Source organism: Paraburkholderia youngii (genome assembly GCF_013366925.1).
In the GTDB taxonomy this organism is placed as follows: domain Bacteria; phylum Pseudomonadota; class Gammaproteobacteria; order Burkholderiales; family Burkholderiaceae; genus Paraburkholderia; species Paraburkholderia youngii.
Map to the genome: position 1 here is coordinate 2,738,188 of NZ_JAALDK010000001.1, position 24,052 is coordinate 2,762,239.

The window sequence follows — 24,052 nt, forward strand, 5'->3', positions numbered from 1 at the left end:
AAAACAATGGAAAACCTACACATCCCCGCGACGACGACGTCGCCCGAAGTCGACTTTCGCTTCGACCAACACGCGTTGTCGATCAAGGGTGAGTCCTACCCGGAAAACGCAGCCGCTTTTTACGCGCCGATCATCGAGCAGATGCGCAAGTACCTCGCAGCGAATACCGGGGCCGAAATCACCATCGACGTCGCGTTGACGTACTTCAACAGCTCGAGCACCAAGATGCTGTTCAGCATCTTCGACGCGCTCGATCAGGCGGCGGAATCGGGAAGCCGCGTGTCGATGAACTGGTATCGCGACGAGGAAGACGAGACCATTGCCGAATTCGGTGAAGAACTGAAGGCCGATTTCCGCGCGATCGAGTTCACCGATCGCCCCATCGCGCAGCAAGGAAAATAAGGTGCGTTCGACCTCTTCCCGTGACGTGTCCTCGGGCGGCGCACCCGATCTGTTCCAGAACGAGAGCACGGCGCTGGCAAAGGCCCGCGCGATGCATTCGATCATCGATGCGGATGCCGCGGAGTATCGCCAGTCGCTGGGCGAACTGATCGAGCACTTCCAGCGCCTGATGCGCGAAACACGGCGCCTGATCGGCCGCAGCGACCGGGCTGAACGCGAGATGCAGGTGCTGGCTCAGCAGTTGGCGTATCGCGCCTCGCACGACGCGTTGACGGGCGTACTGAACCGCAGCGCCGTGATCGAGCGGACCACCAAGGTCTTGCGCACCAGCAGCGCGGTGATGATCATCCTCGACATCGACGAATTCAAGCGGATCAACGACGACTACGGCCACCCCACTGGAGACGCGGTCATTTCGGGGGTCGTCGATTGTCTGCGCGGAATCGTGGGGGAACAAGGCTTCATCGGGCGAGTGGGCGGTGAGGAGTTCACGGTGCTGCTGCCCGGTCATGAACCGGCCAGTGGCGCCATTCTTGCCGAGCGCATGCGAGAAGCCATCAGTGACTCGCTGGTCGTTCCGCCGGTCGAGCGCCGCATCACGGCCAGCTTTGGCGTCAGCATCAACGCAGTCGGAACCTGTTTCGACACCGCATACGGTCTCGCCGATGCGGCTCTGTACCGCGCCAAGCGAAGCGGTCGCAACCGCGTGGAATTTGCCGATCGATAGGCGGATAAGCAGAGCCATAGCGCGCCATTCCCGGGTAGATCCCCAGCGCCCTAAGGCAAGTCATGCAGCCACCTGAACATTCACTATCCGGGCGGGCCGGTTTTCGCCCGCGCCGGGTTGACGGAAAGGAAGCGCCTTGGGACAGGAAGCAACGCGCAAAGCCGGTACTGTCATAGCCGTGCTTGCCATTCTCGCTGTCATTGCGACGAGTACCTTCCTCGCAATCCGCCAGAGCAGCGAGCAGGACAGTTCGCTTCGGACGATCCAGGCTTCCGGTCGGCTGCGCCACGACCTCGACCAGGTTCAGCATGTCATGCTCGACGAGCATGCGACGCTCTACACCTCGATAGCCACGGTGCCGCTATACAACCGCGCGGCCTATAGCTTTCCGATGCTGGAACTGCTCGCGTTGACGCGCGACGCGCGCGAGAGCTGCAGCGAGAATCAGGAATGCATATCGCGGCTGTCGGACCTGGACGACATGATCGGCAGACTCAGCGAGCAGAGCTTCGGTCTTGCGCGCATGATCGCGGAGCATCCCGGCAGCGTGGCAGTGGACGACCCCCGACTCGAGGAAATCGACGCCTATTTCTATAGCGTCCTCGAACGGGTAGTCGACGTACGACTCGCGGCCGATGCCAAGGTCGCTTCAGTCGTCAGCAAATCCTCGCTGGACGGGAAGTGGTTTACGCGCATGCTGTTGGGCTGCGGCGTCGCTTCGGCCTTGTTGCTGCTTTCGCTGATTCACTGGAACGGCCGCATTGGAGCGCATCTTCGCCGCTCGCTCAAAAGACTCGAGCATCAAGCCAGATACGATGCCCTGACCGAGCTGCCGAACCGCGTGCTGCTCGGCGAACATCTCTCGGAGTCGCTGGTGCGCGCGCAAGCGACAGGCCAGAACGTTTCCGTCCTGTTCCTCGATCTCGACCGTTTCAAGGACGTCAACGATTCGCTCGGACACCGCATCGGCGATTTGCTGCTGCAAGCCGTGGCGCGAAGGCTTCAGCGCCTGCTGCGCGCGACGGATTTCGTCGCGCGCTACGGGGGCGATGAATTCGTCATCGTCGCGGAACGAGCCGACGCGACGCAACTCACCGAAATGCTGGACTCGCTGATTCATGAGATGAGCGAGCCGTATGGCATCGGCGAGCACGAGCTTTATCTCGAAGCAAGCATTGGCGTCAGTACGTTTCCACAAGACGGCGCGAAGCCGGAATTGCTCACGCGCAATGCCGATGCCGCGCTGTACGTGGCGAAATCGCGCGGGCGAAACGGCTATCAATTCTACGAGCCGGAGTTGAGCCGGGCGGCCGCCGAGAAGTTGCGGCTCACGACGCGACTGCGGCGCGCGGCGAAAGCCAATGAGTTGTATCTGGCGTATCAGCCGCAGATCGACATGAAAACCGGATGCATCGTCGGTGCCGAGGCGCTGTTGCGGTGGCACGACGACGAACTCGGTGAGGTGTCGCCGGCCGTCTTCATCCCGCTTGCCGAAGAAACCGGTCTGATTCAGAGCATCGGCACCTGGGTATTGCGGCAGGCGTGCCTGCAGGCGAGCGCGTGGGTGCACTCGGGGCTTCCCCCGGTGCGCATCTCGGTCAATGTTTCGCCACTTCAACTCGAACGGGCGGACCTCCCCGGCGTGGTGCGCTCGGCACTCGAGGACGCCAACTGGCCCGCCGAACTACTGGAACTCGAAGTCACCGAAGGCACGCTGATGCGCAACGCGGAAGAAGCGCAACGGGCTTTTCGCGAGCTGCGCGGACTCGGTGTTTCCATCGCTATCGACGACTTCGGCACCGGTTATTCGAGCCTCAGCTATCTGAAACGCTTTAGCGTCGATCGCATCAAGATCGATCGCGCCTTCGTTTGCGAAATCGGCAGAGACAAGGAGCTCGAAGCGCTGTCGCTTGCGATCATCGCGATTGCTGAAACGCTGAGCTTCGATGTGGTCGCGGAAGGGGTCGAGCTCGAGGTCCAGCGCGAGTTTCTGGTCCGCCACGGATGCACGGTGGCCCAGGGTTTCCTGTTTAGCCCGGCGGTCTCGCCGGAGGCTTTAGCGCAATTGCTCGGCAAGACCGCGGTCGCGTCTTCATTGAGCGTGGCGAGTTTCCGTGGATTCGCTTTGTGAGCCGCAAGATGTATCCGCGCTGACGCACTACTTACGTTTTGTCACCAGCGCAGCGTCAACTCCTGTATTCCGCCCTACGTTAAACCGGCAGCGCTGAAATAATTCAGCCGCGACAAACGAATCCACCGATTCAACCAGGAGTCACATCATGAAGACGCTTTTCGCCGCTGTTGCTTCCGCACTGCTCGTGTCGACCGCATTTGCTCAAACGGCCGCACCGTCCGCCGCACAACCTGCGCAACCCGCGCAAGCCACGCAGCTGCCGACTGCCGGCCAGGCGAGTCTGAAAGCAAGCACCGCGGTACAAGCCGGTGCGACGGACGACAGCGCGGCCGCAGCGAAAGCGCCCGCCGAAGCCGCCACGCAAAAGCACGTGAAAAAGACTTCCGCCCATACGAAGAAGGCCCACAAGTCCACGGGCAAACATGCCGTCGAAACGAGCGCCGCGAAGACTAAAACGGAGAGTGCGAAAGAGGCCAGCACTGCCCCGGCGAAAGCCGACGGCGCACAAGCCGACACGACCAAAACGCAATAACACGTGATCGGTTTCGGCGCTGACCGGCCATCCAGGTGCTGTTCAAATAGAAGCTGATCGAAGCCGGGCCGTGCCGTTCAGGGAGGGCGAGTCTTATGACTCGCCTTTTTTTACGCCGTGTGCCATGCCGTGTCGTATCTTTTTGTCGACAGACCCGCGAATTTTTGCACCGTCTTTACCCGCGGGCGATTACGCTCGAATTGTTCCAATTCACCATCGCGTTACACGAACGCCGCATCACATGGCTCTCATGCAATCGCTCGACACGCTCTCTGCGCAACCTGCCAGCAAGCAGGTTCAACACAGCAACGTCATTCCGTTTCCGTCGGCGCGCTCGCTTCTACTCGTGACGCTGCCGCGCCCTCACCTGCGCGCACTGCTTCATTCGCCGCTCGGCGTCTATGTCATCAACACGGAAACCGTGCGCGGAGAAGTCCGCGTGCAACTCGACATCGCGCGCGAAGACCTCGACTTCACGTTGCACACGCTGCTCACCACGTTGCCCGCCGCGACGATCGGCGCATTGAAACGTCGCGCAGGTCACCCGGGCGCGCGTTAAACGCGCTCGACGAGCGCCGTACAAACCATGGACAGCATCCGCGGGCGATCGTCGCTGATCGCCGGCTACCCGATGGTTTGAAAATCCGCTGCGCGCGATTATGCTGACGTTGACATAGGAGCGGCACTGATGAGAACACTGACGCAGCAACTCACGCAATACGCGGCCTACCACCGCGACCGGCGCAATATCGCCACGCACTTCGTCGGCATTCCGATGATCGTGCTCGCGCTCGCGGTGTTGCTGAGCCGCCCGTCGTTCGATGCCGGGATGTTCCCGATCACGTTGTCGCCAGCGTGGCTGTTGTTCGTGGCGGCGACCATCTATTACCTCGCGCTCGACGTGCCGCTCGGCGTGCTGATGGCCTGCATCTCGGCGCTTTGTGTCGGGTTCGGCGAGTGGATCGCCGCGCAAACGACGCTCGTGTGGCTCGCGACCGGCATTGGCCTCTTCGTGATCGGCTGGGGGTTCCAGTTCGTCGGTCACGTCGCGTACGAACATCGCAAGCCGGCCTTCGTCGACGATGTGATCGGCCTGTTGATCGGCCCGCTATTCGTGCTCGCCGAAGCGCTGTTCGGTGTCCGCTGGCGTCCCGAACTGCGCGACGCGATCGAGGCGCAGGTAGGCCCGACGCGCATCAATCCACAGCGGACCGAAGCGCATCGCTGAGCGGGCGTCGCCGTTCAGCTCTACGCAAACCGCACGAAGCGCACGCTGTGCAGCGCGGTCAGCGCAACGGCGATCCAGATCGGCACATAGGTCGCGAGTTGCGCGACGCTCAGCGTTTCGCGCAGCAGCGTGATCGATACGAACACGAGCAGCACCGGCTCGACGTAGCCGAGGATGCCGAACAACGCGACCGGCAGCAGGCGGCTCGCCTTCAGATACGAAGCGAGCGCGAGCGTGCTCAACGCGCCGAGGCCCGGCAATAGCAGAAACCACATTTCCGCGCGTCCGGCGATCGCTTGCAGCGAACCGCCGACGAGAATGAACACGATCGCCACCGGCAGCAGCAAGGCCATTTCGACGGTGAACATCGCGAGCGAATCGTGATTGATCTGACGGCGCAGCATGAAATAAGGCGGATAGCCGAGCGCGACGACGAGCGTCGGCCACGAAAACGCGCCGGTCACCCACAGCTCGTGCGCGACGCCAACCGCAGCGCAGGCGACCGCGAGCCACTGCAACGCGTCGAGCCGCTCGTGATAGTGGAAACGCGCGACCAGCACCATCACGAGCGGCAGCAGGAAATAACCGAGCGACACTTCGAGCATGCGCCCATGCAGCGGCGCCCACAGAAACAGCCAGAGCTGCACGCCGAGCAAGCCCGCGGTCACGCTCATCGCGATGCCGAGCTTCGGCTGCTTCATCATTCGGACAACCAGCGCGCGCAGAATCGGCAGACGCTTGCGCAGCGCGACGAGCAGCAGCGCGCCGGGCACGGTCCACACGATGCGCCACGCGAAGATGTCGAGGCCCGAAAGCGGTTTCAGCAGCGTCGCGTAAGCGGACAGCAATGCGAACATCGCCGACGCACCGACCGACAATGCGATCCCGCGCCTGAAGTCGTTGTGAGTCATTACGCGGTCCGGAATCGATGTGACGCTTGGGCTTGTGGCGCGCGACCCGGGCTCGCGGCGTTCGTTGTCGTCATGAATATGATGTCTCGTGAGCAGGCAGGCATGCGGGCAAAGCGGCCGACGCTGCATTGTTGTTCTGAAGCGGCTCTGCAAAAAAGCCGGAGAACGGGCATTCTAGACGGGTTAGTCGCCGATGGGCCTGCGCTTTTTCGTCAATCGGCTGCAATTAGTCGTGCGCATTGCGCGTCAATGCACTAAAACATAACTTCATGCGCGCGGCCGACGAACACATGTACGTTCGTCAGCGCCGTGCGCGAATCTTGCTACCAAGTTTTGCACGCTGTGGCCGCATCACTCGCGACAACGACGGCCACGGCGGCACGAAACCAGCAGCACCCACGAGCCGGGTCGGCGAATGCAACTCCGAGCGTAGTTTTGGAGGCCGCCATGAACCGACGTCCGCGCATCTCGCCCACGGCACGCGTCAACCGCGTTTCACCGCGCATGCCACCACCCGGCAGCAATCCCGCTCATCGAATGTGACTACTGGAGCCAGCATGACCCAGCCAGCCCTATCGCTCAGCAACTCGCCTTCCGAACTGCGCCGCGCCTTCGCCGCCGCCGTATACGCCGGCCTCACCCACACGCCGCAAAAAGAGCTGCCGTCGAAGTATCTGTACGACGAAGTCGGCTCCGCACTTTTTGAAGTGATTACCGTATTGCCCGAATACGGCGTCACGCGCGCCGAAGAACGGCTGCTCACGAAGCACGCGGCCGACATCGTCGAGCATTTGCCGCATGACGTGACGGTCGCCGAACTCGGCAGCGGCAGCGGCCGCAAAACGCGGCGCATTCTCGAGGCGCTGTGTAAAAAGCGCCCCACTTCTTACTGCCCGATTGAAATTTCGCGCAGTGCCTTGCAGTTGTGCCGGCGCGAACTCGGCGACATCGAGCGGATTTCGATCGTCGGCTATGAGCGTGACTATCTGGCTGGTCTCGCCGAGGTGAGCCGGCAGCGCGCGCCCGGCGACCGCTTGCTGGTGCTGTTTCTCGGCAGCACGATCGGCAACTTCGGCCGGCTCGCGGCCACGCGTTTTCTGCGCGACATCCGCAACATGCTCGCGCCCGGCGACGCGCTGCTGCTCGGCACCGATCTGATCAAACCGACCCCCGTGCTGGTCGCCGCGTACGACGACGCGGTCGGCGTGACCGCGTCGTTCAATCTGAACCTGCTCGCGCGCATCAACCGCGAACTCGACGGCGACTTTCCGCTCGATGAGTTCGAGCACGTCGCGCGCTTCAATCCGGACGCGCGCAGCATCGAGATGCATCTGCGCGCGAAGCGCGATATCACCGCTCACGTGCGCGCCGCAAAGCTGACGGTGTCGCTGAAGGAAGGGGAGACGATCTGGACCGAAAGCAGCCACAAGTATCGCGCGGACGAATTGCCCGCGATCGCCGATGACGCCGGCTTCGTGTGCAGCCATCAATGGATCGAGGATGAGTGGGGATTCGCTGAGAGTTTGCTGGTGGCGCGCTAAGCGCTGAGCACGCGGTGAACCGCGGCCGATCAAGGCATCAACGAAAAAGCGGCGCGCCCTCCTCTGGACGGCGCGCCGCTTTTTTAACCCGCTTAGCTCGAACTCAATGCTGCTCGAAGCGCTCGTACCGCTTGTCGGTTGCGCGCTCCTCGCCGCTCACCTCGGTCACGCGCGCCGCCGGCGGTCCGTGACGCAGCCACGAGAGCATCCGGTCGATCTGATTGGCCGATCCCTGCAACATCGCTTCGACCGAACCGTCGTCGAGATTCGCGACCCATCCCTTGATGCCAAGGGCGTGCGCCTGGCGCACCGTCGCCAGCCGAAAGCCAACGCCCTGCACGGTGCCGCGCACCCGCGCGTAATACGTTTCGATCCGCTCATCCAGATCCGGGGCCATGCCGCTACCTCCTTTTAATGCCTGACAGTCTTTCAAGCCGGCATTCTAGTCGTGTCGCGGCGAGCGTGCTCGACAACACCCATCCCCGCGCGCGACACGTACAATCCGTCGACCGTCACGCAGGAAATGGAAACACAATGACCGAACAGAATCGCGATCTCGTGCTCGTGACCGGCGCATCCGGCTTCGTCGGCTCGTCGGTGGCCCGCATCGCGCAGAGCAAAGGCTTTCGTGTGCGCGTGCTGGTGCGCGCGACGAGTCCGCGCAAGAACGTCGAATCGCTCGATGCGGAAATCGTCGTCGGCGACATGCGCGACGAAGCATCGATGCGCAATGCGCTGCGCGGCGTGCGCTATCTGCTGCACGTGGCCGCCGATTATCGGCTGTGGGCGCCGGACCCCGGCGAGATCGAGCGCGCGAACCTCGAAGGCACCGAGGCGACGATGCGCGCGGCGTTGAAGGAAGGCGTGGAACGCATCGTGTACACGAGCAGCGTTGCGACGCTGAAGGTGACGAGCTCCGGCCAGTCCGCCGACGAAACCTCGCCGCTTCGCGCCGACCAGGCGATCGGCGTCTACAAGCGCAGCAAGGTGCTCGCCGAGCGCGCGGTCGAGCGCATGATCGCCGAGGACGGCCTGCCCGCGGTAATCGTCAATCCGTCGACGCCGATCGGCCCGCGCGACGTGAAGCCGACGCCGACCGGCCGCATCATCCTGGAGGCGGCGCTCGGCAAGATTCCCGCATTCGTCGATACGGGGCTGAACCTCGTGCACGTCGACGATGTCGCCGCCGGCCATTTCCTCGCGCTCGAACGCGGCAAGATCGGCGAGCGCTATATTCTCGGCGGCGAAAATCTGCCGCTGCAGCAGATGCTCGCCGACATCGCGGCGTTGACGGGCCGCAAGGCACCCACACTGAGCCTGCCGCGCTGGCCTTTGTATCCGCTCGCGATGGGCGCGGAAGCGGTCGCCAAGTTCACGAAGCGCGAACCGTTCGTCACCGTCGACGGATTGAAGATGTCGAAGAACAAGATGTATTTCACGTCGGCGAAGGCGGAACGCGAGCTGGGGTATCGCGCGCGGCCTTATCGCGAGGGTCTCGGCGATGCGCTCGAATGGTTCCGGCAGGCGGGGTATCTGAAGCGGTAAGCGACACCGGTAAGCGACAGCGGTAAGCAATTTGTTACAAGTCCCGCGCCGGCGACGGGTCCAAGCCCGCGTGCAGCGGGTAAAATCGCGGGTCCTACCTGAGAAACCTCGCATGAATCTTCACGAACAGCTCGGCGCGCTGGAAATGGGCGTCGATCAGCTCATTCAGGCTGTCGTGGCCACGCAGGCCGAGAACACTCCCGAGACAAACGCTGACGCGGCGGCCTCGCCCGCGGCGGCGGAGCATGCCGCGCACGACACACGGGCGCAAGCGGCCGCGGAACAGCCCGCGAGCCCCGCAGCAAACGCCGCAGCGATCGATAAGCCGGCCGCCCCGCAATTGCAGCCGACGCTCGAAATCAACCGCCCGGCGCGTGACGAAATCACGATGACGATCGGCAACCAGACCGTCGCGCTGCGCCCCGAGCAGATCAGCCGGTTGATCGAGGAACTGTCGAACGCGCGCGCGTCGATGACGCCGGAGCAGCCGCAGGGCATCCCGCCGGGCTGGCAATTCGTGTCGACGAAGAATCCGATGATGGCCGTGCAGAAGCAGTCGAGCGGCGACCGTTTGCTCGTGATGCGCCACACCGGCCACGGCTGGGTGCCGTTCACGTTCTCGCCGGACGTCGTGATCCAGATGTACATGATGCTGACGAACGCGTGACGAGAAGCGCGTGACGTAAAAAAAGCGGCCTGGAGCCGCTTTTTTTACGTCTGCATTCTGCCGGGAGCATCATTGGCCTGCGCCAAACGAATTCACCGCTCCTGCATCGGCGCCTGCACGCGCGCCTTCCACTGTCCACCCTTGCCACGCCAGTAACGCACCGCCGACGCGAACGTTGCGCCGACATAGAACAGCGCCACGAGCGGCAGAAACGGCGCCCACAGCGGCGAGCGCCGGTAGTAGACCAGCATCGGCGCATACGCGCAGCACATCGCCGCCCACGCGATCCAGGCCGGCCAGCCGAGCGGCCCGAGAATCAACGCCGCGAGCGGCGGCAACAGATAGATGATCGCCATTCCCACCAGCGTGCCCGCGAGCAGCAGCGGCGAATAGCGCAACTGCGTGAACGCGGTACGGGCGATCATGTTCCAGATGTCGCGCCAGCTATCGTACGGACGCAGCGACACGCTCTTCGCCGCCACGTCGAGGCGGATCGGATGACGCCCGGTGCCGCGATGCTTGATGCGCGCGGCGAGACTGCAATCGTCGATCAGTTCGCCACGGATCGACTCGATGCCGCCCGCCTCCTCGAGCGCCGCGCGGCGCACCAGCATGCAGCCGCCCGCCGCGGCCGCCGTACGGTTGCGCGGATTGTTGACCCACGCGAACGGATACAGCTTCGCGAAGAAGAACACGAAGGCCGGAATCAGCGCTTTTTCCCAGAACGAATCGCAGCGCAGCCTGACCATCAGCGAGACGAGGTCGCGCTTTTCGGCATTCGCGCGCGCGACGAGCTGCGTCAACGCCTCGGCGGGGTGGCCGATGTCGGCATCGGTCAGCAACAGGAAATCGGCCGGCAGATCGAGCGTGCGCGCCGCCTCGATGCCCTGTGACTGCGCCCACACCTTGCCGGACCAGCCCGGCGGCAACGGCTTAGCGCTCAGCACGGTGAGGCGCTCCGGACATTGCAGCTGCAGCGCGGCGGCACGCGCGGCGTCGGCGGTGCCGTCGGTGCTGTGATCGTCGACGACGATCACGTGGAACGCGCCCGGATAGTCCTGCTTGAGCAGCGACGTCACCGCCTCGGCGATCACATCGACTTCATTGCGCGCCGGTACGACGGCCGCGACGGCCGGCCATGCTTCGCGCGCCGCGATGGTCAGCGGCGCGGCGGGGCGCGCGCGCCAGAAGCCGCCGCGCGCGAACAGCAGCACGCACCAGATCAGCAGGGAAACACACGAAAGAATGAACAGGACCGCCGCCATTAAGCATTACCCTCGATTGAGCGCGCCGCCATGCCGACGCGCCTGGATAGTCGCATTGTCAGAGTGCGTGCCGCCACCACGCACCAGTCGAACAGATTGAGCACCGGGCGCTTGCGGAACACATCGTAGCCCGCGCGCTCGATGCGCTCGAGATACCGCAGTCCGGCATGCACCGCGCCGCTCAGCTCGATGCCGAGCCGCCCCGGCATGCGCAGCGCGAGCGGCGCGCCGCTGATCAGCGTGGCACGCACGAACGCGATTTCGTGGGCCATCAGCGCGCGCCACGCGTCATCGACGACCCCCTCGGCAATCTGCGCCTCGGTCACGCCGAAGCGCCGCAGATCGGCTTGCGGCAGGTACACGTGCTGTCGTTGCCAGTCGGCGGCGACGTCGAGCCAGAAGCTGATCAGTTGCGACCCCGTGCAGATCGCGTCGGCGTCGGCGAGATTGTCCGGCGTCGCCGCGCCGACCAGATGCAGCAGCAGATGCCCGACCGGATGCGCCGAACGACGGCAATAGTCGACGAGCGCGGCGCGATCCGCATAGCGATTCGTATCGATGTCCTGCGCGCAGCCGTCGAGCAGATCGTAGAACGGTTCGAGCGGCAGCTCGTATTGCGCGATCACGCCAGCGAGCTTGCCGAACAGCAGCGCATGCACGGGCGCGGCGCGCCGTTGCGCGATCGCGTCGAGCCCGGCGCGGAAATCGGCCAGACGGGCGTGCCGCTCGGCGGCGTTCCACTGACCTTCGGCGGAGATATCGGCCGCGGTGCGCACGACCTGATAGATAATACCGACAGGCGCGCGTAGCGCCTGCGGCAGCAACACGCTCGCGATCGGAAAGTTTTCGTGTTGATCGACGTCCATCCAGCGAGCCTCGAAACCATTCTGTAATACAGCGCGATGTCCGCGCAGCAAGGATCGGTAGTTTAAGGGTTCCGCGGTGACGGTGCAGTGTGCGGTCATGGCCGGGCGCATAACGGGGCGATCTGGCGCTGGCTCCTTACATCGTTGTAACGCTCCGTAGCCCCGCTCCTGCGCAAGGCCCAGCGGATGCGGCAAGCGCCCAACACGCGGGCCGCACCAGAAAGCAAAGCGGCCCCGATAGCGTTAGAATGCGCGTTTGGTTTTGCTGTACCGGCCGGTCGCCGGGGCTCAAGACGTCAACTAATCATGATGAGCGCGGCGATAAAGTCAGCTTCACGACTTCTTCGAAACCCGCGTTAGTCGGAGTTCGCCAACTTATGCGAGTCATCCTTGCCCAGCCGCGCGGCTTTTGTGCGGGCGTTGTCCGCGCAATCGAAATCGTCGATCGTGCGTTACAGCAACACGGCGCTCCCGTGTATGTCCGTCATGAGATTGTCCATAACCGTCATGTGGTCGACAATCTGCGCCAGAAGGGCGCGCGTTTCGTCGAGGAGCTCGATGAAGTGCCGCAAGGCGCCGTCGCGATATTCAGCGCGCATGGGGTTGCGCAAACCGTCGAACGTGATGCCGAAGCGCGCGGCCTCGACGTGCTCGACGCCACCTGCCCGCTCGTGACCAAGGTGCATGTGCAGGGTCGCCAGTACGTGGCCGCCGGCCGCACGCTGATCCTGATCGGCCACGCCGGCCATCCCGAAGTGGAAGGCACGATCGGCCAGATCCCCGGCACGGTGCTGCTGGTGCAGAGCGAGGCAGAAGTCGCGAAACTCGAGTTGCCGGTCGATACGCCGCTCGCCTACGTGACGCAAACCACGCTGTCGGTCGACGACACGCGCGGCATCATCGACGCGCTGCTGCGCCGCTTTACCGACATCGTCGGTCCCGACACGCGCGACATCTGTTATGCAACGCAGAACCGCCAGGCGGCGGTGCGCGAACTGAGCAAGGAGGTCGATGTGCTGCTGGTGGTCGGCGCAACCAACAGCTCGAACTCGAACCGGCTGCGCGAAATCGGCAGTGAGAGCGGCGTGGCGAGCTACCTCGTCGCCGACGGCTCCGAAGTGAAGCCGGAATGGTTCGCCAACGTGCGGACGGTCGGCATCACGGCCGGCGCGTCGGCACCCGAAGAAATGGTCGAAAACGTAATCGATGCGCTGCGCGCATTGGGACCCGTCGATGTCACGACGATGGCGGGCCGTGAAGAAAAAGTCGAATTCAAGTTGCCATCGAAGCTCATGCAACCTCTCGCTGCACGCGAAGTTTAAGGAGGACGCCTTGTCTATTCCGCTGCTACAGAAAGTCCGCGTCGGCGCATACATCATGCGCCAGCATCTCTCCGGCAACAAACGCTATCCGCTCGCCCTGATGCTGGAGCCGCTGTTTCGCTGCAATCTCGCCTGCAATGGCTGCGGCAAGATCGACTATCCGGATCCGATCCTGAACCAGCGTCTGTCGCTCGAAGAATGCCTTCAGGCAGTCGACGAATGCGGCGCGCCGGTCGTCTCCATCGCCGGTGGCGAGCCGCTGCTGCACAAGGAAATGCCGCAGATCGTCAAGGGCATCATGGCGCGCAAGAAGTTCGTGTATCTGTGCACGAACGCGCTGCTGATGGAAAAGAAGATGGACGACTACGAGCCGAATCCGTACTTCGTGTGGTCGGTTCACCTCGACGGCGACAAGGAAGCGCACGATCACTCGGTGTCGCAGGAAGGGGTGTACGAGAAGGCCGTCGCCGCGATCCGCGAAGCGAAACGCCGCGGCTTCCGCGTGAACATCAATTGCACGCTGTTCAACGACGCAGAGCCGGAGCGTGTGGCGAAGTTCTTCGACACGCTGGGCCCGATGGGCGTCGACGGCATCACGGTGTCGCCGGGTTATGCGTATGAGCGCGCGCCCGATCAGCAGCACTTCCTGAATCGCGACAAGACCAAGCAGCTGTTCCGCGAGATCTTCAAGCGCGGCAACAACGGCAAGAACTGGTCGTTCAGCCAGTCGGCGATGTTCCTCGATTTCCTCGCGGGCAACCAGACCTACGAATGCACGCCGTGGGGCAACCCGGCGCGTACCGTGTTCGGCTGGCAAAAGCCGTGCTATCTGGTCGGCGAAGGCTACGTGAAGACCTTCAAGGAACTGATGGAAACCACGGACTGGGACAAGTACGGCACCGGCAACTACGAGAAGTGCGCCGACTGTATGGTCCACTGCGGCTTCGAAGCGACGGCCGTGATGGACACGGTCGCGCATCCGCTGAAGGCGCTGAAGGTCAGCATGCGCGGTCCGAAGACCACGGGCGCGTTCGCGCAGGACATCCCGCTGGATAAGCAGCGTCCCGCCGAGTACGTGTTCTCGCGTCACGTCGAGATCAAGCTCGAAGAAATCACGCGCGCCGGCAAGGGCAAGAAGGTGGAGACCGCGACGGCCACGCACTGACGCGTTGCACAGGAGGCGCCCGGGCGCCTCCTATCGAGCATGAAAAAAGCGCAGTGGCCAATCAAGGCCACCGCGCTTTTCTTTTACCGGTTAACGCTTCTGCCGACCGACCCGCTTATGCGCCGCGCGCATTATGCTCGGTCAGGAATTTGATCAGCCCGTCGATGCCGCCTTTGGCGATCTGATCGGCGAACTGCGTCTGATACACCTGGATCAGCCACGCGCCCATCATGTTGATGTCGTAGATCTTCCAGCCCGACGGCCCCTTGGTGAGCCGGTAGTCGATTGCATCGTCGCCGCCGGTGCTGATCACGTGTGATTGCACGACGATGTCGGTCGCGCCGGCGGGCGCGCTGACCGGCGCAAACTGGAACTTCACTTCCTGGTCGCGCAATTGCGATAGCGACGCGGCGTAGGTACGCGTCAGCAGCAGCGTAAACTGCTCGTACAGTTGCTTCTGCTGTTCCGGCGTCGCGGTCGCCCACGGCTTGCCGACCGCGATACGCGTGGTGCGCTGGAAGTCGGTGGCGGGCAGGAAGTGCGTCTGGACGACCTGGGTGATCTTCGCCATGTCGCCGCCGCGCGCCTGCGGGTCAGCCTTCATTGCAGTCACCGTGCCCTGGACTGCACTTTTTACCACCGCGTCGGGTGCGCTCTGCGCAAACGCCGCCGTGGATACCACGGCCGCAGCCACAAAAGCAGTCAGATGTCGTTTCATACGCTTGTCATGACTCGAAAGAAGTAGCGCCGGCGGGCCGCAGCCCCCGCGGCTAAAGAGGGTAGACCAGTATAGCGGGGATTACGTTCCCATCCTGGCGAAGCTGTCGGGAGTCGTACTTGCTACCGAAGTCGGGCTTGCTTGCCCTGGCTCTGTATACTTATGCACCTTCGTCAAAAACAACATCCGTGATAAGGCCACGTCCGCCTACATGCTGAAGCCATACATCGTCCGTCTCGTCGCGTACTCGGTGCGTCATCCGCTCAGGATCATCGCGCTGTCGATCGTGCTCGCTGTCCTGAGCGGCATATACGTCGCGCATAACTTCAGGATCAACACGGACATCAGCCGTCTCGTCGAGACCAACAAGCAATGGGCGGCAGCCCAGAATGCGATCGACGCAGCCTTCCCCGACCGCGGCAACACCATGCTGGTGGTGGTCGAGGCGCGCGCGCCCGAATTCGCCGACGCCGCCGCCAACGCGCTGACCGCCGCGCTCAGGGCCGATCCTAAAGAGTTCACGTCGGTCTCGCAGCCTTCCGGGGGCCCGTTCTTCGAACACAACGGCCTGCTGTTTCCGTCCACTGACGAGGTGATGTCCACCACCTCGCAACTCGTGCAGTCGCGCCCGCTCGTCAATCAGCTTGCGCATGATCCGAGCCTGACCGGTCTAGCCGGCACGCTGACCACGAGCTTGCTGCTGCCGCTGCAACTCGGCCAGGTCAAACTCTCCGACATGAGCCGGCTGCTTGCGCAAAGCGCGAACACGCTCGATCGCGTGCTGGCCGGCCAGCCCGCCGCGTTCTCATGGCGCGCGCTCGTCGATAAGAGCGCCGCCACCGATCCGGCGCGTTCGTTCGTGGTCGTGCAGCCGGTCGTCAACTACGATGCGCTGGAGCCGGGCGCAAGCGCATCGAGAGCAATTCGCGCGACCGCGGTGTCGCTGCATCTGCAGGAGCGCTACGGCGCGACGATCCGCCTGACCGGCGAACAGCCGCTCGCCGACGAGGAGTTCGCGTCGGTGCAGGACGGCGCCGTGCTGAACGGCATCGGCACTTTCATCGTCGTGCTGATCATTCTGTGGCTCGCGCTGCGCTCGGGCCGCATGATCGCGGCCGTGTTCATCACGCTGTTCGTCGGCCTCGCGATCACGGCCGCGCTCGGCCTGTTGATGGTCGGTGCGCTGAACATGATTTCGGTCGCGTTCATGGTGCTGTTCGTCGGGCTCGGCGTCGATTTCGGCGTGCAGTTCGGCGTCAAGTATCGCGAGGAGCGCAACCGCGACGACCGGCTATCGGCCGCGCTGATGCACACCGCGCACAGCATCGGCGTGCCGCTCACGCTCGCGGCCGTGGCAGTCGCGCTGAGCTTCTTCTCGTTCCTGCCGACCGCGTATCGCGGCGTGTCGGAGCTTGGGCAGATTGCGGGCGTCGGCATGTTCGTCGCGTACTTCACCAACATGACGCTGCTGCCGGCGCTGCTGAAGCTTTTCAATCCGCCGGGTGAAGTCGCCTCGCCGGGTTTCAAGCAGCTAGAACCCGTCGACGACTTCCTCGATCGCAATCGCAAGCCCGTGCTGATCGGCACGCTGCTCGTCGTGATCGGCGCGACGCCGCTGCTCGCGCACCTGCGTTTCGACTTCAATCCGCTGCATCTGAAGGACCCGCATACGGAGTCGATGGCGACGTTGCTGTCTTTGAAGGATTCGCCCGAAGCCGCGGTCAACAACGTGCAGGCGCTGGCGCCGTCGCTTGCCGACGCCGATGCGATGGCCGAGCGACTGCGCAAGCTGCCGGAAGTGGGCCGCGTCAACACGCTGAGCACCTTCGTGCCGGCCGAGCAGCAGCAGAAGATGATGCTGATTGCGAGCGCAGCGCAGCAGCTGCTGCCGGCGCTGCAACAGCAGCCCGCGCCGCAGGCCACCGACGCGGTGCGCGTTGCCGCCTTGAAGCGCGCGGCGAATCAGTTGTCGCTTGCCGCCGAGGACCACCCGGGAGCGGGCGCGGCGGAGGCGCAGCATCTATCGGCGACCTTGCAAAAGCTCGCGGCCGCCGACGCCGCCACGCGCGAGCGCGCCGAGGTCGCGATGTCCGACACGCTGCGCATCGCGTTGAAGCAGCTGGAGAACCTTCTGCAGCCGACCGAAATCACTCAGGAGACGCTGCCTCCCGGCATCACCGCGATGTGGATCGGCAAGGGCGGCCACGCGCTCGTCGATATCGCGCCGAAGGTGCTGCCCGGCGTCGATCCGAACGACGACCAGATGCTCGCGCGCTTCGCGCGCGCGGTGAAGCAGGCCGAGCCGGGCGCGATCGGCGGACCGATCTCGATCATCCATTCGGCCAACACGATCATCAAGGCGTTCTTGCAGGCGGCCGTCTATGCGCTGCTGTCGATCGCGGTGCTGCTGTGGATCGCGCTGCGCCGGATCGGCGACGTGCTGCGCACGCTGGTGCCGCTGCTGGTCTCCGCGTTGGTCACGCTCGAGTTGTGCGTGGTGTTCGGGATGCCGCTGAACTTCGCGAACATCATCGCGCTGCCGCTGATGCTCGGCGTCGGTGTCGCGTTCAAGATCTACTTCGTGATGGCGTGGCGCCACGGCCAGACCGGCCTGTTGCAGTCAAGCCTCACGCATGCGGTGCTGTTCAGCGCCGCCACAACGGCCACCGCGTTTGGTAGCCTGTGGCTGTCGCACCATCCGGGCACGTCCAGCATGGGGAGGCTGCTCGCGCTTTCGTTGTTCTGCACGCTGATCGGCGCGGTGGTTTTCCAGCCGGTGCTGATGGGCAAGCCGCGTCAACGTCGCGGGAAGCAAAAAGGAATATAAGCATGAAGCTGCGTAACGCCGCGCTGGCGCTCACCGCCGCGGGTCTCATTTCGGGCTGCGCGACCGCCCCGGACCGCAAGCCGGGCGATCCGTTCGAGCCAGTGAACCGGGCGATCTTCACTTTCAACGACGGAGTCGATCGCTATATCGCCGTGCCGGTCGCGAAGGGCTATCAGAAGGTGACGCCGCAGCCGCTGCGCACCGCCGTCAGCAATTTCTTCTCGAACCTCGGCGATCTCACCAACGCAGCGAACGCGCTGCTGCAACTGAAGATCACCGACGCGACCGAAGACATCATGCGGTTCGCGTTCAACTCGGTGTTTGGGATCGGCGGCCTGCTCGACTGGGCGACGCCGGCCGGCCTGCCCAAGCATCATCAGGACTTCGGTCTGACGCTCGGGCATTGGGGCATTCCGTCAGGTCCGTATCTGGTGCTGCCGCTGTTCGGGCCAAGCACGGTGCGCGACAGCATGGGGCTCGTCGTCGATGTGAAGTTCAATCCGCTGAACTATGTCGAACCGGCGACCCGCAATCCGCTGTACGTGCTGCAGTTCGTCAGCACGCGGTCGGATCTGCTCGGCGCGACCAGCCTTCTGGAGCAGGCTGCGCTCGACAAATACTCGTTCGTGCGTGATGCCTATGTGCAGCAGCGCCTTGCGCGTCTGCGCGGCACGAGCAATAACCCCGCGCCGCTGCCGGAGTACGACGATCACGGCGATACCGGCCCCGCTGCTGCCCCCGCGGCAGGCGCGCCGGCGGGCGGCGTGCCGAATTACTCCGATCCGGGCGATGTGGGCGAAACGCCGAATGGGGCTTCGGGAGCCGGTGGCGCGACCAAGGGCGCGCCCGGCGCGCTGCCGAATTACAACGATCCGGGTGAGTCCGCACCGGCGCCCAATGGGGCTTCTGGCGGCGCGACCAAAGCGCCTGGCGGGGATCTGCCGAACTACGCCGCTCCGGGGGACAGTGGCGCGGGTGCAATGCCGCCTGCGCCTGCTGTGCCGGCGTCGTCCCCGCAATAGCGCTCCAAAGCACAACGGGGCGCCCTCGTTGGGCGCCCCGCGCGGAAGTGCAGCAAACCGTCGCCCGACAAAACCCGCGGGCTTTACTACAGCCCGCTCAGTGCAGGCTCTCGACCTCGCTGCGCGCCGCGCCCCGATCTTCCTCGACCGCAGCGACTGGTGCCGGTTGCGGCACCGGCTTGGAGTTCGCGCGATAGTGAGCGAACTGCTCGTCCGCATAACGGATACGCGTGCGGCCGTGCGGCGCCGGGTCGCCGTTTTCATCGAGATTGACGAACACCATTTTCTCGACCGTCAGAATGCTCTTGCGCGTGATCTTGTTGCGCACTTCGCAGCGCAGCGTGATCGACGTGCGGCCGAAATGCGTCGCGGTCATGCCCAGTTCGATGATGTCGCCCTGGCGCGCCGAGCTGACGAAGTTGATCTCTGACATGAACTTGGTCACGACCCGCTGGTTGTCCAGCTGAGAGATCGCGTAGATCGCGGCTTCTTCGTCGATCCAGCGCAGCAGGCTGCCGCCGAACAACGTCCCGTTGGGATTCAGGTCTTCGGGCTTGACCCATTTTCTTGTGTGGAAATTCATTTGGTACTCCGTGTTCGAGGCTCCCCGGGCGGCGCGTCATGCGCCTGAACCTAGGGTTAACACTAGCATTGTACCAAAGGTAGGGGTTTTCCCTAGTATTTCAAAGATTGCATAATTAATCGTGCTGATAGTCGGCGGTTCTTTTAAAGGACTGGCGCTGGTTGCGACGGTCAGAAAAAGCCCGCTCGAGAGCGAGCGGGCAGGTCAGGTCAGGTCAGGTCAGGTCAGGTCAGGTCAGGAAGGTGCTCCCTAATCCATCGGGTCATACTGGTGGAATCCTTGGTAGCCGGTTGTGTCCTCTACCTTGGTTATCCGCCAGTGTCCGTTTTCCTTTGCGACGAACACGACGAGATCCTGCTTTTCCTCTAAGCCGAACGTCACTGGGATTACCGCCGTCTCGCCGAGCGCGATCGCTGGGTGCAAAGTCATCGTTTTGAGCCATATTTGTGGATCGCGGTCTTGCACCCGCGTGAAGTAGTCCGCGCCGCCAGGCAAGCGTTTGTGACGATAGTCATCCCGCAGATTATCGGCCGTTTGTTTTGCCACATAGTTGTAAATGCGGCTATCCGTCAATTGATAAACGCTGCCCCGCTGCTGCAAATACCAGCTGTAAAACGCCTTCACAGCGGCTTCTGGTGTACCCGGAGTCGCTGCGGTGGCGACACCCGGCTCAAATGCCAAGGCAACCGCCAGTGACGCAAAAACACGCAAAATAAATTTAATCATTGTCAGCCGTGCCGGAATATTTTGTATGCAGATTTGATGGATCGTAAGCACCCGGGGAAGGCATCTTGACTGGGGCGATCGCTCAAACGATCAAACGATCAAGCAGCGGTCGGCGTCCAGCGATGAGGAAGCAGTTGCGCTATGTCGGCGGCACGATGTGTCGGCAAGCGCGTCAACACGTCCTTCAGGTAAGCCAACGGATCGTGTCCGTTCAGTTGTGCAGAGCGGATCAATGTCATGATCGCGGCCGCGCGTTTTCCAGCACGCAGAGATCCTGCGAACAACCAGTTCGACCTCCCCAGGGCCCACGGCCGTATTTGATTCTCGACCCAGTTGTTATCGGCTGGCACATGTCCATCGTCCAGATAGCGCGTAAGCGCCTCCCAACGTTTGAGGCTGTAGTCGAGTGCCGCGGCGATCCCGGATCCGTCCGGCACACGCTGCCGTTGCGTGAGCAGCCATGCATGGAGTTCGTCGGCGATGGGGCGAGCCCGCTCCTGACGCACAAGACGTCTTCTATCGGGCTCGAGTTGTGCGGCGTCGCGTTCTACTTCGTACAACGCACCGAAGTATCGCAGCGCGGGCTCGGCCAGCTCGCTCTGGTGCTTGACGTGTAAATCAAAGAATTTACGGCGCGCGTGGGCCAGGCACCCGATCTCTGTGACCCCACTCCTGAAGCTGGACTTGTAGCCCCCGTAATCGTCGCACGCCAGCTTGCCGCGCCACTCGCCCAGGAATGCGCGTGCATGTTCGCCGGCGCGGCTATCGGCGAAGTCATAGATCACCGCCTTCAGATCGGCGAACTGCGTGGTGCTGTACGCCCACAGATAGGCTCGATGGGTCTTGCCCTTTCCCGGGGCAAGCATCTGTACCGGCGTCTCGTCGGCATGCAGTACCGCGTGCTGCAATACCTCTTCGCGAAGTGCATCGACCAGGGGCTGCAGGCGCACGCCACACGCGCCAACCCAGCCGCCGAGCGTCGATTGCGCGATCGCCAGACCCGCCCGCGCAAAGATGCGCTCCTGTCGATACAACGGCAGGTGATCGCTGTACTTGGCGACCAGCACCTGAGCGAGCAGACCGGTGGTCGGGATGCCCTTGTCGATCACGTGCGGCGGCACCGCAGCCTGCACCAGCGTCTCGCATGCCTTGCACGTCCATTTACCCCGGATGTGCCGCTCAACCGTGAACACGCCGGGCGTGTAATCCAGCTTCTCGCTGATGTCCTCGCCGATGCGAACGCGCTCGCAGCCGCACGTACAGATCGTACTGTCCGGCTCGTAATGAATGTCGGTACGTGGCAGTTCGGGAGGAAGCGGTTCACGCTTTGGCTGTTGCCGTGGTGTCCCCTGCCTGCTCGCCGGACTTCAGCCCCCTGCAGCTCGAGCCCGATTGCCGCCAGATCCGCGTCGAGCGCTTCCTCGAGCAGGCTCAGTTGCTCCTTGTTGAGCTGCTCACTGCGCCTGCCGAACTGCTGCCGCTTGATGACCGAGAGTTCGTGCGTAAGCTGGTCGATACGTGTTTGCCGGTACTGCAACTCTCTTTCTTTCTCGGCGATCTCTGCCATCAGCTTCACGTTCAGTTCGCGTATCTGTTCGGTACTGAGGGCGTCGAGATCGGCGGGTATGTCCATGGCGACCAGTCTGCCAGAGCGGCGCGCCATGCAGCAAGGGAAACAGTTTACGTACTTACGGGGCTCAAACCACCGTGATCGCGTGATCCGGCGCGAGAGTGCGCCACGGCAGTCCCATCACCAGAGCCTGAAGCTGTTCAGGGCTCAGCCCCACGCTCACCGCCTGCTCGCCGTTCGTCCAGACGAAGCGCCCCTTGTTCAGCCGCCGTGCGGCAAGCCATATGCCCAGGCCATCGTAGACCAGCACCTTCATTCGAGTCGAGTGCCGATTGGCAAACAGGTAGGCATGATGGGGCCTCACTGACCCGAACACCTTGACCGCGCGTGCGAGCAGCGTATCGACACCGGCGCGCATGTCGACCGGCTCCGTCGCGAGCCAGATGGCATCGATGCGAATCAACGCAACCACCCCTGCAGCCACGTTGCGCAGTCGCTCGCGGCCGACAGTGGCCAGCGCACCGTGATCGCCGTCGCGCCCCTGCGTACCTCGATCTCGATGTGCGTCGCCGCTGCAACACCATTCTGCATCTGCAGCGGCACAAATTCCGGCGACGAGACATTCAATTCCTGTCGGGCCGCTTCAGCGGCATCGCGTTCCTCCCGCGCCGCAACCCAGCTACGCAGCAGGTTGGCGTTCAACCGGTAATGCAGTGCCACGGCCGCAATCGACACATTCGGCTGCATTGCCGCCCGAATGACCGTCTCCTTGAATTCCTTGCTATGCCGCCGGCGCCGTGTCGGCTGCACCACATCCTGGACAACCTCGACTTCGTCCGTCATGTACACCTGTCCATTTAAAATTTGAATGGACATGATCGTCGGGCGGCACGACTTGGCGATCAAGATGACTTGGCCGGGTGCTTACGATGGATCGTAGGTCTGCCCCGGATATGCGGTGTATTTTTCGAAAGTCAGATATTAATGTCTGACCGTCAAACATCGCCTGATATTTATCGCGACGCGCTGATCATGTCGATTAGTCAAATTTAATTTGACCATAATTTACAATTAGACCCACCATTTCTATGATCAAAGAGGCTATCCCAAAATAAAAACGAGCATTCATCGGCTAGAATTTTCTCGTTTTATAAACGGGAGAACGCAGTGAGCGATAACCGGTATTCATTCGGCATACACAAAAATATTCGGGCCGTAGATTTGTTCACGTACGTAGCGCTGGACGAAACGGCTAAACAATTCGGGATAAGCGACCTGACAGCCGCCGCAGTGGTACTTTTAGGACAGGCGGATATACCGGTGTCGGGCAAGCTAGCGGGCGCGACTGTGGGAACGTCTGTTGCATCCCTCGCCGCTCGCAAGGTTCTCCCGTTCAGGGTCGCTGTGCGCTTGCCGATGATTACATCGGTCGGGCTGAAAGGAGTTCGGATTGCTTTCACACGGAATCTTGGTGCATTCGTCGGCCGTATGGCCCCAGTAATTGGGGAGTTTTTTCTCGCTGCGGACGCGATACAGATTATGCGTCGCACCGTGACGACCTATAACCGGCTGGTGCTACCCGAGGACAGGCTGCTGTGATTGACACGGATATCTGGGAACGCCTTGAGGCTTTCACTCGCGAAGAACTAGGAAGGCCAATCTTTGGTGGCCCACTGAAGTTGACCCCATCTACCAGGCTTGAACGGGACCTGGGGGTAACCGGACTTGATGGTGTCGACTTTATCGACAGGTGGGCTCTCACGTTCAACGTGCGGGCGGACGGCTTTCCATACAGGCGCTACTTCGGCCCGGAAGGGCAAAAGCTCCTTTCAACATTGATCGGTCTTTTCTCAACGCGGCATCGCAAACCGGACCTCGTGCCGCTGACCCTAGGCATGCTGGCAGAAGCCGTGCGACTCGGAACATGGGACACCCAAGCCATTGAATCTGCGATCGCCATCCGAAGCGCTGACAAATAGGCCGGCGCGCCGACACTACGCCTCCCTGGGGCTCCACCGAACTGAACTGTTATGAATTGGATCGTCGATAAAGCGGCGCTTCTGCTCGCCGCCATTGCCTGTGCGGCGCTCGCATGGGCGCTGATTCACTACAGCGGCCAGTGGTTTGTGGTGCTGCTGTTCATACTGGCAATTGCGGGGCTTTTCGCGGACAACCAGCGGCTGCGCAACCTCCTAAGAGACTTAGGCGAAGACCCGAGTCGCCGCTCCAGGGGCGGCTCACGCACACGCTAGCGACTTGCTGCCTGCCCCGGACGCGATCGGGATGACTAACCACCCTCCC

Annotated in this window: 25 protein-coding genes and 1 pseudogene; 16 read left to right on the forward strand and 10 right to left on the reverse strand. The window is 62.9% G+C overall.

Features of this window, described 5'->3' with window-relative positions:
* Positions 1 to 6: 6 nt before the first annotated feature.
* The 6 genes from G5S42_RS12715 (at position 7) to G5S42_RS12740 (ending at position 5,023) form a co-directional block, all read left to right on the forward strand.
* The gene (locus tag G5S42_RS12715; protein ID WP_176107051.1) at positions 7 to 402 is read left to right on the forward strand and encodes a DUF1987 domain-containing protein; all 396 of its coding nucleotides are present in this window, start codon (positions 7 to 9) and stop codon (positions 400 to 402) included.
* Between the two features lies 1 nt (position 403).
* Positions 404 to 1,129, forward strand: a complete 726-nt coding sequence (locus tag G5S42_RS12720; protein WP_176107052.1) for a GGDEF domain-containing protein — start codon at positions 404 to 406, stop codon at positions 1,127 to 1,129.
* 136 nt (positions 1,130 to 1,265) lie between these two features.
* The gene (locus tag G5S42_RS12725) at positions 1,266 to 3,260 is read left to right on the forward strand and encodes a putative bifunctional diguanylate cyclase/phosphodiesterase (protein ID WP_176107053.1); all 1,995 of its coding nucleotides are present in this window, start codon (positions 1,266 to 1,268) and stop codon (positions 3,258 to 3,260) included.
* Positions 3,261 to 3,408: 148 nt separating this feature from the next.
* A complete protein-coding gene (locus G5S42_RS12730; RefSeq protein ID WP_176107054.1) occupies positions 3,409 to 3,795 on the forward strand; it encodes a hypothetical protein in 387 nt (128 codons plus the stop codon).
* Positions 3,796 to 4,036: 241 nt separating this feature from the next.
* A complete protein-coding gene (locus tag G5S42_RS12735) occupies positions 4,037 to 4,354 on the forward strand; it encodes a hypothetical protein (RefSeq protein ID WP_176107055.1) in 318 nt (105 codons plus the stop codon).
* Positions 4,355 to 4,483: 129 nt separating this feature from the next.
* Positions 4,484 to 5,023 (forward strand): Mpo1 family 2-hydroxy fatty acid dioxygenase, encoded by a 540-nt coding sequence (locus G5S42_RS12740; RefSeq protein ID WP_176107056.1) that lies wholly within the window; start codon positions 4,484 to 4,486, stop codon positions 5,021 to 5,023.
* Between the two features lie 20 nt (positions 5,024 to 5,043).
* On the opposite strand, the gene rarD is transcribed toward G5S42_RS12740, so the two are convergent.
* Complete coding sequence (rarD, locus tag G5S42_RS12745; protein ID WP_176107057.1) at positions 5,044 to 5,934, reverse strand: EamA family transporter RarD; 891 nt, start codon at positions 5,932 to 5,934, stop codon at positions 5,044 to 5,046.
* Between the two features lie 557 nt (positions 5,935 to 6,491).
* Between rarD and egtD the strand changes: the two genes are divergently transcribed.
* Positions 6,492 to 7,475 (forward strand): L-histidine N(alpha)-methyltransferase, encoded by a 984-nt coding sequence (gene egtD / locus G5S42_RS12750; protein ID WP_176107058.1) that lies wholly within the window; start codon positions 6,492 to 6,494, stop codon positions 7,473 to 7,475.
* 103 nt (positions 7,476 to 7,578) lie between these two features.
* On the opposite strand, the gene G5S42_RS12755 is transcribed toward egtD, so the two are convergent.
* Positions 7,579 to 7,872 (reverse strand): acylphosphatase, encoded by a 294-nt coding sequence (locus tag G5S42_RS12755; protein ID WP_176107059.1) that lies wholly within the window; start codon positions 7,870 to 7,872, stop codon positions 7,579 to 7,581.
* Between the two features lie 137 nt (positions 7,873 to 8,009).
* On the opposite strand from G5S42_RS12755, the gene hpnA reads away from it, so the two are divergent.
* Together hpnA and G5S42_RS12765 are read left to right on the forward strand one after the other, a co-directional pair.
* Positions 8,010 to 9,020: a hopanoid-associated sugar epimerase gene (hpnA, locus tag G5S42_RS12760; RefSeq protein WP_176107060.1), complete on the forward strand. Its 1,011-nt coding sequence runs from the start codon at positions 8,010 to 8,012 to the stop codon at positions 9,018 to 9,020.
* Between the two features lie 112 nt (positions 9,021 to 9,132).
* Positions 9,133 to 9,687, forward strand: a complete 555-nt coding sequence (locus G5S42_RS12765; protein WP_176107061.1) for a hypothetical protein — start codon at positions 9,133 to 9,135, stop codon at positions 9,685 to 9,687.
* 92 nt (positions 9,688 to 9,779) lie between these two features.
* Here G5S42_RS12765 and G5S42_RS12770 read toward each other — a convergent pair whose 3' ends face one another.
* Together G5S42_RS12770 and hpnC are read right to left on the reverse strand one after the other, a co-directional pair.
* Positions 9,780 to 10,952 carry a glycosyltransferase gene (locus G5S42_RS12770; RefSeq protein WP_176107062.1) on the reverse strand — a complete coding sequence of 391 codons (1,173 nt, stop codon included), beginning with the start codon at positions 10,950 to 10,952 and terminating at the stop codon, positions 9,780 to 9,782.
* Positions 10,952 to 11,818, reverse strand: a complete 867-nt coding sequence (hpnC, locus tag G5S42_RS12775; RefSeq protein ID WP_176107063.1) for a squalene synthase HpnC — start codon at positions 11,816 to 11,818, stop codon at positions 10,952 to 10,954. Before hpnC ends, G5S42_RS12770 begins: the two co-directional genes overlap by 1 nt.
* Positions 11,819 to 12,195: 377 nt before the next feature.
* Here hpnC and ispH point away from each other — a divergent pair, with 377 nt between their 5' ends.
* Both ispH and hpnH read left to right on the forward strand, forming a co-directional pair.
* Entirely contained in the window at positions 12,196 to 13,140 is a 945-nt protein-coding gene (gene ispH, locus G5S42_RS12780; RefSeq protein WP_176107064.1) for a 4-hydroxy-3-methylbut-2-enyl diphosphate reductase, read from the forward strand.
* 10 nt (positions 13,141 to 13,150) lie between these two features.
* Positions 13,151 to 14,305: an adenosyl-hopene transferase HpnH gene (hpnH, locus tag G5S42_RS12785; RefSeq protein WP_176107065.1), complete on the forward strand. Its 1,155-nt coding sequence runs from the start codon at positions 13,151 to 13,153 to the stop codon at positions 14,303 to 14,305.
* 115 nt (positions 14,306 to 14,420) lie between these two features.
* Here hpnH and G5S42_RS12790 read toward each other — a convergent pair whose 3' ends face one another.
* On the reverse strand, positions 14,421 to 15,023 hold the full coding sequence (locus G5S42_RS12790) for an MlaC/ttg2D family ABC transporter substrate-binding protein (protein WP_176107066.1): 603 nt from the start codon (positions 15,021 to 15,023) through the stop codon (positions 14,421 to 14,423).
* A 211-nt stretch (positions 15,024 to 15,234) separates the two neighbouring features.
* Between G5S42_RS12790 and hpnN the strand changes: the two genes are divergently transcribed.
* Entirely contained in the window at positions 15,235 to 17,850 is a 2,616-nt protein-coding gene (gene hpnN / locus G5S42_RS12795; RefSeq protein WP_176107067.1) for a hopanoid transporter HpnN, read from the forward strand.
* A gap of 2 nt (positions 17,851 to 17,852) precedes the next feature.
* A complete protein-coding gene (locus tag G5S42_RS12800) occupies positions 17,853 to 18,872 on the forward strand; it encodes an MlaA family lipoprotein (RefSeq protein WP_176107068.1) in 1,020 nt (339 codons plus the stop codon).
* 97 nt (positions 18,873 to 18,969) lie between these two features.
* Here G5S42_RS12800 and G5S42_RS12805 read toward each other — a convergent pair whose 3' ends face one another.
* The 5 genes and pseudogenes from G5S42_RS12805 to G5S42_RS12825 form a co-directional block, all read right to left on the reverse strand.
* Entirely contained in the window at positions 18,970 to 19,455 is a 486-nt protein-coding gene (locus G5S42_RS12805) for an acyl-CoA thioesterase (protein WP_176107069.1), read from the reverse strand.
* A 249-nt stretch (positions 19,456 to 19,704) separates the two neighbouring features.
* Positions 19,705 to 20,232: a DUF3828 domain-containing protein gene (locus G5S42_RS12810; RefSeq protein WP_312883562.1), complete on the reverse strand. Its 528-nt coding sequence runs from the start codon at positions 20,230 to 20,232 to the stop codon at positions 19,705 to 19,707.
* Positions 20,233 to 20,279: 47 nt separating this feature from the next.
* A pseudogene (gene tnpC, locus G5S42_RS12815) lies at positions 20,280 to 21,814 on the reverse strand (IS66 family transposase).
* Positions 21,815 to 21,878: 64 nt separating this feature from the next.
* The gene (tnpB, locus tag G5S42_RS12820) at positions 21,879 to 22,214 is read right to left on the reverse strand and encodes an IS66 family insertion sequence element accessory protein TnpB (RefSeq protein WP_176107070.1); all 336 of its coding nucleotides are present in this window, start codon (positions 22,212 to 22,214) and stop codon (positions 21,879 to 21,881) included.
* Entirely contained in the window at positions 22,211 to 22,657 is a 447-nt protein-coding gene (locus G5S42_RS12825) for a transposase (RefSeq protein ID WP_246391980.1), read from the reverse strand. The genes tnpB and G5S42_RS12825 overlap by 4 nt, the downstream gene beginning before the upstream one ends.
* Before the next feature lie 261 nt (positions 22,658 to 22,918).
* Between G5S42_RS12825 and G5S42_RS12830 the strand changes: the two genes are divergently transcribed.
* The 3 genes from G5S42_RS12830 to G5S42_RS12840 are packed head-to-tail and all read left to right on the forward strand — an operon-like array spanning position 22,919 to position 24,003.
* Positions 22,919 to 23,350, forward strand: coding sequence for an STM2901 family protein (locus G5S42_RS12830; protein ID WP_176107071.1), 432 nt, complete (start codon positions 22,919 to 22,921; stop codon positions 23,348 to 23,350).
* Positions 23,350 to 23,730, forward strand: a complete 381-nt coding sequence (locus tag G5S42_RS12835; RefSeq protein ID WP_176110510.1) for a DUF1493 family protein — start codon at positions 23,350 to 23,352, stop codon at positions 23,728 to 23,730. The genes G5S42_RS12830 and G5S42_RS12835 overlap by 1 nt, the downstream gene beginning before the upstream one ends.
* A 51-nt stretch (positions 23,731 to 23,781) precedes the next feature.
* Entirely contained in the window at positions 23,782 to 24,003 is a 222-nt protein-coding gene (locus G5S42_RS12840) for a hypothetical protein (protein ID WP_176107072.1), read from the forward strand.
* Positions 24,004 to 24,052 lie beyond the last annotated feature (49 nt).